A 9,058-nucleotide genomic window follows, 5' to 3' on the forward strand; every position below is an offset into this window, starting at 1 on the left:
AACACCATCCGGTTCACCCCCACCGGCAGCGCCGGCCTGCCCAACCTCGACCACCTCGACGTCGAGACCGGCGACCAGCCGCCGCCGGCGAACACACTGTACGTCGCGACCAACGGCGACGACACGGCCCCGGGCACACTGGCCTCGCCGCTGCGCACGATACAGCGGGCCGTGGACCTGGCACAGCCGGGGTACACGATCGTCATCCGCGGCGGCACCTACGCGCCGAGCACCAACATCCAGATCCTCAAGAACGGCACGCCGAGCCAGCCCATCACGATGCGCAACCACGACGGCGAGAAGGTCATCCTCGACGGCGAGAACATGCCCTACACGCCCGGCACGGTCGGCTCCACCATCCCCCGCCCCGAACGGGGCGCCATCCACCTCGAGGGCGACTGGTGGCGCCTGAGCGGCCTGGAGATCATTCATGGCCCGTACGGCGTCTTCGGCCTGGAGACCAACAACACCGTCTTCGACCGTCTGATCGCCCGGGACAACTACGAGTCGGGCCTGCACCTTCAGGGCGCCTCCGGCAACAACCAGATCGTCAACCTGGACGCCTACGGCAACCGCGACCCGCGCAAGAACGGCGAGAGCGCCGACGGCCTGGCCATCAAGGAGGGCTCGGGCAGCGGCAACGTGGTGCGCGGTGCCCGGCTGTGGAACAACTCCGACGACGGCCTGGACTTCTGGTTGTTCCTGTCCCCGATCACCGTGGAGTCGTCGGTGGCGTGGGGCAACGGATTCAACCGGTGGAACCTGCCCGGCCACACCGGGGACGGCAACGGCTTCAAGCTCGGCGGCGGTGACCCCGACCCGCGGGCCGACCACGTGATCCGCAACTCCATCGCGTTCGACAACGCGGTCGGCGGCTTCATCGACAACGGCAACCCCGGCCGGTTCACCGTCGACCGCAACACCGCCTGGCGCAACGGCGGCACCGGCTTCGACTTCGCCGACTCCGACTCCACCCTCACCAAGAATCTGTCGGTGGCGAACGCGACGCAGGTCTCGCCCGGCTCGTCCTCCTCAGGCTCGGGCAACTCCTGGAACCTCGGCGGCTCCTGGAGTTTCGTCAGCACCGACTCCAGCACGATCAAGGGATCTCGGGCGGCGGACGGCTCGGTCCCCTCCTCGCCCTTCCTGCGTCCTGGTGACGGAGCGGACGTCGGCGCGCGGATCTGACGTCTGCGGATCCACATTCCGCAGCGCTGCCTCGCTCGGTGACCGCTTCGGAGAAGACACCGCCGACATGCCCTTGACCGCGACCGGCCTGAGGTGATGTCCACCAACCCGCCACCGGCCAGAGCCGCCGCGCCGGGCACTGACGGTCCCGTGACAGGCCCGATGGTGTGGGCCCCGCAGCGGGCCTGCGGCATCGACCGGACAGAAAAGAACGTATCCAGCATTCGACGACGAAGGTGAGACGAGGATGAGACGAGCAGTCGCGTTGCGACTCCAGGCAGCACTGGCCGCGGCGGTCACCGCGGCCGCGGCCGGTGTGGCCGTGCCGGCGATCCAGGCGTCGGCGGCGGTCGGCAGCGCCACCGGTTACGCGACCGGCAACGGCGGGACCACCGGCGGCGCGGGCGGGCAGACGGTGCGGGCCAGTACGGGTACCGCGATCCACGCGGCCCTGTGCGGCCGGGCCAGCAGCAGCACCCCGATCACCATCGAGGTCGAGGGGACCATCAACCACGGCAACACCACCAAGGTGTCGGGCGGAAGCTGCAACACCGCCGCCGGTGTGATCGAGCTCAAGCAGATCAGCAACGTCACGATCATCGGGGTCGGCAACGGTGCCGTCTTCGACCAGCTGGGCATCCACATCCGCGACTCCAGCAACATCATCATCCAGAACGTCACCGTACGGAACGTCAAGAAGTCGGGCTCGCCCACCTCCAACGGCGGTGACGCCATCGGCATGGAGAGCACCGTCCGCAACGTCTGGGTCGACCACGTCACCCTGGAGGCCTCGGGCGGGGAGTCGGAGGGGTTCGACGGCCTCTTCGACATGAAGGACAACGTCCAGTACGTGACCCTGTCCTACAGCACCCTGCGCAACTCCGGCCGCGGCGGGCTCATCGGGTCCAGTGAGAGCGACCGCTCGAACGGCTTCATCACCTTCCACCACAACCTGTACGAGAACATCGACTCCCGCACCCCCCTGCTGCGGGGCGGCATAGCCCACATCTACAACAACTCCTACGTGGACCTCCACGAGTCCGGCATCAACTCCCGGGCCGGGGCCCGCGCCAAGGTGGAGAACAACCACTTCAAGGACTCCAAGGACGTCCTGGGCACCTTCTACACCGACGAGGCCGGCTACTGGCAGGTCGCCGGCAACATCTTCGACAACGTGACCTGGTCGGCCCCCGGCAGCGACAACGCCCCCGCCGGGCCCAACCCGCAGTCCAACACCACCGTCAGCGTCCCGTACGCCTACAGCCTCGACGGGGCGAGCTGCGTGCCGGACATCGTCCGCCAGACGGCGGGCGCCAACAAGGGGCTGCGGGTGTCGAACGGCAGCTGCTCGCCACAGACGCCGACCCCGACCCCGACTCCCACAGCGACCCCGACCCCGACCCCGACTCCCACGCCCACGATCACCCCTCCGCCCAGCGGGACCAACCTCAGCATCGGGGCCGGCTCCGACGGCTCCAGCAAGGCCGACGGGACGAGCTACGGCAACGTGCGCGACGGCAACCTCGGCACCTACTGGTCGCCGGCCGGCCCGACCGGTGACATCTCGATCAAGTGGAGCTCCGCCAAGACGGTCTCCAGCGTCGTCATCCGCGAGGCATCGGGCTCCGCGGGCGTCATCGGGTCCTGGCAGCTCGTCAACGGCACCACAGGCGCCGTACTGAGATCCGGCAGCGGAGCGGGCACCGTCACCTTCACCCCGACCTCGCTGAGCAAGATCACCTTCAGGATCGCCGGCTCGACCGGCACGCCGAAGGTCGCCGAGTTCGAGACCTACGCCGGCTAGCACGCCGGTTTCGCCACCCGCTACCGATCACCCGCGAGGAGGGCGGCAACCGTCGAACCGACGGTTGCCGCCCTCCTCGGCCTCGGACGGCCTGCGAGCCGCCTCATGCGGGTTGCGTGGCTTCCCGAGCCGGGCCGCTACTTCGGTGGTCGACGCGCCCGCTCGGAACCGGCCTGGCGACAGCCGACCGCAGGAGTTCACGGTGGTGGCGTTGATCGCCTCGGTGGGTGGTCTGAAGGCGTTGCCTCGGGCGCAGGCCCGGCCACCGGCCGATCTGCCCGCCGCACCGCACCAAGACCCCACCTACGACGGCGAACTGGCCGACATCTGAACCGGCGAACCGCCCTGAAGGTGCGGACCGCCGACGACGGCGCCATGAAGGCGGGGCTGGTGCTGGTCGCCCCGCCGGGCCGTCACCTGCTGGTCACCTCTGCCGCCGGTGTCCTTCTGGCGTACTTCGGGCACTCCCGATCTTGGTTTGGCGACCCGGGTGACCGCGCGACGGCCGTCTTCATGTCACGCCCTCTACCTGGTAAAACTCGCTTAAACCGCCTTCGTGGACGCAACCGGGTAGCCGGCCTGGCCGAACTCACCTTTGAGGAAGCGGATGGGGCGATGGCTGTATTAATCCACACCAATCCACGCAGCCAGAGCCGGCCGGCCGAAGAGGGCTGGAGATGGGGGCTGGAGATGGCCCGACCCGATTTCGCCGCGGCCTTCCACGCGGCACCCGCCGCGTTGGCGCTGTTGTCGCCGGAGTTGGTCTACACCACGGCCAACCAGGCCTTCGAGCGGGTGACGAGCCGCTCGCGCCGGGAGATCGTCGGCCGTTATCTGCTGGAGGTCTTTCCCGGCGGCCCGTTGACGTGCCAGGGGGAAGCGCTGCGGCTTTCGATGCAACGCGTCCTGGCCGAGGCCGCGATCGACATCATGCCGCTGCAGCGCTATGACCTGGAGATTCCTGATAGGCCGGGACAGGTGCAGGAGCGGTATTGGAACATCACCAACGCTCCGTTGCTGGACGCGCAGGGCAACGTTCGCGGCGTGGTCAACCTGCCACAGGAAGTGACCGCCTTCGTCCAGCAGATGAGCACGAGGGGACTGCCGGTCACCGCTGACACCGCCCTGGCGCACATGGCGGCGATCGAGGCCCAGCTGTTCGCGCAAGCCGGCCAACTGCATGAGATCAATCAGCGGCTGCGCCGCGGCGAGGCGAGGGAACGCCAGACGGCGCAGCAACTACGCACGGCGATGCAATATCAGCAACAAGCCATCGCCGATACCTCCCACGACCTGCGCGGCCCGATCACCGGCCTGCAGACCCGCCTGCAGGTCGCCCTCGCCGACCCTGCGGCCGACGCCCGCCAGAACTTGCTGGCCGCCCTTGACGACGCCGAGCGCCTGGGTGCCATCGTCGGCGACCTGCTGGAGCTGGCCAGGCTGGAGGCCGGCGCACCCGTCGACACCGAGCCGGTCGACCTGGCCCGACTGGTGAGAAAGGAACTGCTCCACCGCCAGGCAACGATCACCACGATCACCACTGCCACGTGCCTGGATGCCGGGGTGCTGGTCCAGGGTTCGGCGGTCCGGCTGGGCCGCCTGGTGGGCAACCTGCTGGCCAACGGTGAACGCCACGCCCACTCTCGCCTGGAGGTGACGGTGAGGGCCCAGGGCGACCAGGCGATCGTGGAGGTGACCGACGACGGGCCCGGCATCCCCCACGCCGACAGGGAAGCGGTCTTCCGCCGGTTTTTCCGCCGCTGCGACGCCCGTCGCAGCGACCCCGGCGGCACGGGTCTGGGGTTGCCGATCGCCCGTCAAATCGCCCAGGCGCACGGCGGCACCTTGCAGGCCGCCGATCCTGTCGGCTCCTGCCACGGAGCGCGGCTCCTGCTGCGCCTGCCCCTGCTGCGTAACTGATACCGGTTTTGAACCGACGACACCGGAATAAGCGATCTCGCCAGTCCAGACCCCTGTGGAACGGGTGCGAAGCAACCGGCGGGGGCCGGCGTCCACGACGTCCTGGCCCTCGTACTTTCGCGCGGGTGGGGTGCCGACGCCGTTGGCCAGGTTGTGCACCTTGAAGCCGGGCTATTTCAGCACGCCAGATGAGCCGGGCTCGACGGGCCCGCCCCGGAAACGCTCCGGCTGCTGCGCGAGCGTCCTGTGCTTGAACGGCACATCACCCGTGGGGCCGACGATCCGGTCGGAGTCCAGGGGGGAACCGGGGGTGGGCTGAATCGCCATGAGGTGGCCGTCAGCGTTGATGTCGTGGATGAGGTACCCGGCGGCGACCGCGGTGGCCAGGAGGTTGGGGGATTTCGTGCCGGTCAGATGCTGGTGAGGCCGTGTGCCCGGAACTGGGCGTGAACCCGATCCAGCAGCGCCTGGCCGGGCGGAAGCACACCCGGCAGAGGGAAGGCCAGACCGAGGCGCCGGTACTTCTCGGCGGCCATGCGGTGGTAGGGCAGGACGTCGACGCGGTCGACGTTGTCCAGGCCGGCCACGAAGCGGGCGACGCCCTCGACGTTGTCCGGGGCGTCGGTGAGGCCGGGGACCAGCACGAACCGGATCCAGGCCGGACGGCCCAGCTCGGCCAGGCGGCGGGCGAAACGCAGGGTCGGCTCCAGCGAAGCGCCGGTCAGGCGCCGGTAGCCGGCCGGGTCGGAGGACTTGATGTCGAGCAGCACCAGGTCGGTGTCGGCGAGCAGCGCGTCGGTGGCCCGCTCGCCGAGGAAGCCCGAGGTGTCCAGGGCGGTGTGCAGGCCGCTCTCGTGGCAGCGGCGCAGCACCTCGGCGGTGAAGCCGGGCTGTAGCAGCGGCTCGCCGCCGCTGACGGTCACCCCGCCGCCGGCCACGGTGACGAACCTGCGGTACTTGTCCACCTCGGCCATGACCTCGTCGACGGTGACGCGGCGGCCGTCGCGCATCCGCCAGGTCTCGGGGTTCTGGCAGTACAGGCAGCGCAGCGGGCAACCGGCGGTGAACACCGTGAACCTGGTGCCGGGGCCGTCGACGCCGATGGACAGGTCCCAGGAGCTGACGACGCCGGTGCCCGGCGGTGCGGGCGGCGGGCGAAGCTCGGCCTCGCCCTGCCGCACCACGGCTTCGCGAGCGGCGGTCACCTGCTCGCAGCGCGCTGCCGGGTTCATCGCGGCCTCCGTCACAGCGATCCGTGGAAGGTGCGGTCCACGACGTCTTGCTGCTGCTCACGGGTGAGGCGGACGAAGTTCACCGCGTACCCCGACACCCGGATGGTCAGCTGCGGGTACTTGTGCGGGTGCTCCATCGCGTCCAGCAGCACGGCCCGGGTCAGGACGTTGACGTTCATGTGGAAGCCGCCGGCGTCGATGTAGCCGTCGAGCACCCCGACCAGGTTGTCCACCCGTTCCCGGCCGGTGCGGCCGAGCCCTTCGGGGGTGACGGTGTTGGTGAGCGAGATGCCGTCCTGGGCCTGGTCGTAGGGCAGCTTGGCGACCGACAGCGCGGAGGCGACCAGGCCGTGCCGGTCGCGGCCGTTCATCGGGTTGGCGCCGGGCGCGAACGGCTCGCCGGCGCGACGCCCGTCGGGGGTGTTGCCGGTGTGCTTGCCGTACACCACGTTGGAGGTGATGGTCAGCACCGACTGGGTGTGCTCGGCGCCACGGTAGGCGGGGTGGCGGCGGACCTTGGCCATGAACGAGCGCACCAGGTCCACGGCGATGTCGTCGGCGCGGTCGTCGTTGTTGCCGTAGGCGGGGAAGTCGCCCTCGATCTCGTAGTCGACCGCGAGCCCGCTCTCGTCGCGGATCACCCGCACCCGGGCGTGTTTGATCGCCGACAGGCTGTCGGCCGCCACCGACAGGCCGGCGATGCCGCAGGCCAGGGTGCGCTTGACCGGGTGGTCGTGCAGCGCCATCTCGACGCGCTCGTAGGAGTACTTGTCGTGCATGTAGTGGATGATGTTCAGCGCCTCGACGTAGGTGCGCGCCAGCCAGTCCATCATCACCTCGAACGCCGCGACGACCCGGTCGTAGTCGAGGTACTCGCCGGTCAGCGGTGCCACGGCGGGGCCGACCTGCTTGCCGGTCATCTCGTCGCGGCCCCCGTTGATCGCGTACAGCAGGGTCTTGGCCAGGTTGACCCGGGCGCCGAAGAACTGCATCTGCCTGCCCACCGCAGCCGCGGAGACGCAGCACGCGATGGCGGTGTCGTCACCGTGGACGGGCCGCATCAGGTCGTCGGACTCGTACTGGATGGAGCTGGTCTCGATCGACAGGCGGGCGCAGAACCGCTTGAACGGCTCAGGCAGCCGCGGCGACCAGAGCACGGTCAGGTTCGGCTCCGGAGCGGGACCGAGGTTGCGCAGCGTCTGCAGGTAGCGGTAGCTGGTGCGCGTCACCAGGGTCCGGCCGTCGGCGCCCATGCCGCCGATCGACTCGGTCACCCAGGTCGGGTCTCCGGAGAACAGCTGGTCGTATTCGGGGGTGCGCAGGAACCGGACGATCCGCAGCTTGATCACGAAGTCGTCGACGAGTTCCTGAGCCTCCCGCTCGGTGATCCGTCCCTCGTCGAGGTCGCGCTGCAGGTAGACGTCGAGGAAGGTGGAGGTGCGGCCCAGCGACATGGCCGCGCCGTTCTGCTCCTTCACCGCGGCCAGATAGGCGAAGTACAGCCACTGGACCGCCTCGCGCGCGGTGGCCGCGGGCCGGGAGACGTCGTGGCCGTAGGAGGCCGCCATCTGGCGCAGCTCCTCCAGAGCGCGCAGCTGCTCCGACAGCTCCTCCCGGTCGCGGATCACCGCCTCGGCGGCGAAGACGCCGTCCAGGCCGTGCAGCTCCGCCTCCTTGAAGGAGACGAGACGGGAGACGCCGTACAGGGCGACCCGCCGGTAGTCACCGATGATGCGGCCCCGGCCGTAGGAGTCGGGCAGCCCGGTGATCACGCCCGAGCGGCGGGCCGCGCGGATCTCGGGGGTGTAGGCGTCGAAAACGCCGTCGTTGTGGGTCTTGCGGTACCTGCTGAAGATCTCCCGCACCCGAGGGTCGAGCGTGTAGCCGTACGCGGCCAGGCCGTTGTCCACCATCCGCAGCCCGCCGGCGGGCATGATGGCACGCTTCAGCGGCGCGTCGGTCTGCAGGCCCACGATCAGCTCGCGGGCGCGATCGATGTAGCCGGGCCGGTGCGCCGTGATCGAGGAAGGAGTCGAGGCGTCGACGTCGTGGACGCCACGCCGGCGCTCCTCGGGAAGCATCGCGGTGATCTTCCCCCATACCGCCAGGGTGCGGTCCGTCGGCCCCCAAAGGAACGACTCGTCCCCTTCGTAGGGGGTGTAGTTGGCCTGTACGAAGTCACGGACGTCCGCGTGAGCGCGCCACGCCTCGCCATGGAAACCGCGCCAGGGCGCCGAGGTCGCCTCTTGCCGTTCGGCCGACACGCTCGCCGTGGCCGTCGTGCTCGTCGTGCTCGTCATCGGAGAACTCCCTCGCCTCTTGTCTGCGTTTCCACTGTCGTCGCCGGTGCGGCCCGTCTCATCGGCCGGAGGTCACCGATGGGCGGGACCAACGTCCTTGGTCGACGCGAGGAGGGATTCGGCGACCTCGCCGGCGTTGACGTACGGCAGCGCGGGCCTCACCGGAGCGCCGGGCAGACTGGAACCCTTTCCGCTGTCTCGCTTCCGTCGCACGCCGCGCGACAGGGCCGAAGGTCCCGTGGGGGAGGGACGTTCGAGGCCGTGAGGCGGTTCGTACGGCACTGTGGCCGGGCGTCGGGAAACGGTGTGATGAGGGTGTTCGCAAAGACCGCGAAAAACCACTGAAAAGCACGGAACTACACGGAAAGGGGAGCCGTCATGGCCACCACTCACGGACACGACGTTCACACCGGACCGGTCACGGGCGCCGTCCCCGCACAGACCGTTCCCGCACACGCCATGCCCACACCGGCCGTCACGACCCAGGCCGTTGAGCGCCCAGCCGTCAGGCGTCCGGCTGACTACGTCTGGGCGATCGCCCGGATCGGCCTGGGCTGGATCTTCCTGTGGGCGTTCCTGGACAAGACCTTCGGCTGGGGGTTCGCCACTCCCGC

Annotated in this window: 7 protein-coding genes and 1 pseudogene; 5 read left to right on the forward strand and 3 right to left on the reverse strand. The window is 69.5% G+C overall.

Annotated elements, in window-relative coordinates; all coding sequences use genetic code 11:
• The 4 genes from AB0G15_RS42825 to AB0G15_RS42840 form a co-directional block, all read left to right on the forward strand.
• Nucleotides 1–1,188: right-handed parallel beta-helix repeat-containing protein (locus AB0G15_RS42825; protein ID WP_362851372.1), on the forward strand; the 1,188-nt coding region annotated here is incomplete at its 5' end.
• Between the two features lie 247 nt (nucleotides 1,189–1,435).
• A complete protein-coding gene (locus AB0G15_RS42830; RefSeq protein WP_362851374.1) occupies nucleotides 1,436–2,992 on the forward strand; it encodes a polysaccharide lyase family 1 protein in 1,557 nt (518 codons plus the stop codon).
• A gap of 202 nt (nucleotides 2,993–3,194) precedes the next feature.
• Nucleotides 3,195–3,323 (forward strand): hypothetical protein, encoded by a 129-nt coding sequence (locus AB0G15_RS42835; RefSeq protein WP_362851376.1) that lies wholly within the window; start codon nucleotides 3,195–3,197, stop codon nucleotides 3,321–3,323.
• A gap of 20 nt (nucleotides 3,324–3,343) precedes the next feature.
• Nucleotides 3,344–4,912 (forward strand): ATP-binding protein, encoded by a 1,569-nt coding sequence (locus AB0G15_RS42840; protein ID WP_362851378.1) that lies wholly within the window; start codon nucleotides 3,344–3,346, stop codon nucleotides 4,910–4,912.
• 171 nt (nucleotides 4,913–5,083) lie between these two features.
• Here AB0G15_RS42840 and AB0G15_RS42845 read toward each other — a convergent pair whose 3' ends face one another.
• From AB0G15_RS42845 to pflB, 3 genes are all read right to left on the reverse strand, one after another.
• On the reverse strand, nucleotides 5,084–5,239 hold the full coding sequence (locus AB0G15_RS42845) for a hypothetical protein (RefSeq protein WP_362851380.1): 156 nt from the start codon (nucleotides 5,237–5,239) through the stop codon (nucleotides 5,084–5,086).
• A gap of 83 nt (nucleotides 5,240–5,322) precedes the next feature.
• Complete coding sequence (pflA, locus tag AB0G15_RS42850) at nucleotides 5,323–6,144, reverse strand: pyruvate formate-lyase-activating protein (RefSeq protein WP_362851382.1); 822 nt, start codon at nucleotides 6,142–6,144, stop codon at nucleotides 5,323–5,325.
• An 11-nt stretch (nucleotides 6,145–6,155) separates the two neighbouring features.
• Nucleotides 6,156–8,444: a formate C-acetyltransferase gene (gene pflB / locus AB0G15_RS42855; RefSeq protein WP_362851384.1), complete on the reverse strand. Its 2,289-nt coding sequence runs from the start codon at nucleotides 8,442–8,444 to the stop codon at nucleotides 6,156–6,158.
• A gap of 378 nt (nucleotides 8,445–8,822) precedes the next feature.
• On the opposite strand from pflB, the pseudogene AB0G15_RS42860 reads away from it, so the two are divergent.
• A pseudogene (locus AB0G15_RS42860) lies at nucleotides 8,823–9,058 on the forward strand (hypothetical protein); the annotation flags it as partial.

It is taken from the genome of Streptosporangium sp. NPDC023825 (assembly GCF_040639575.1).
Taxonomy (GTDB): Bacteria; Actinomycetota; Actinomycetes; order Streptosporangiales; family Streptosporangiaceae; genus Streptosporangium.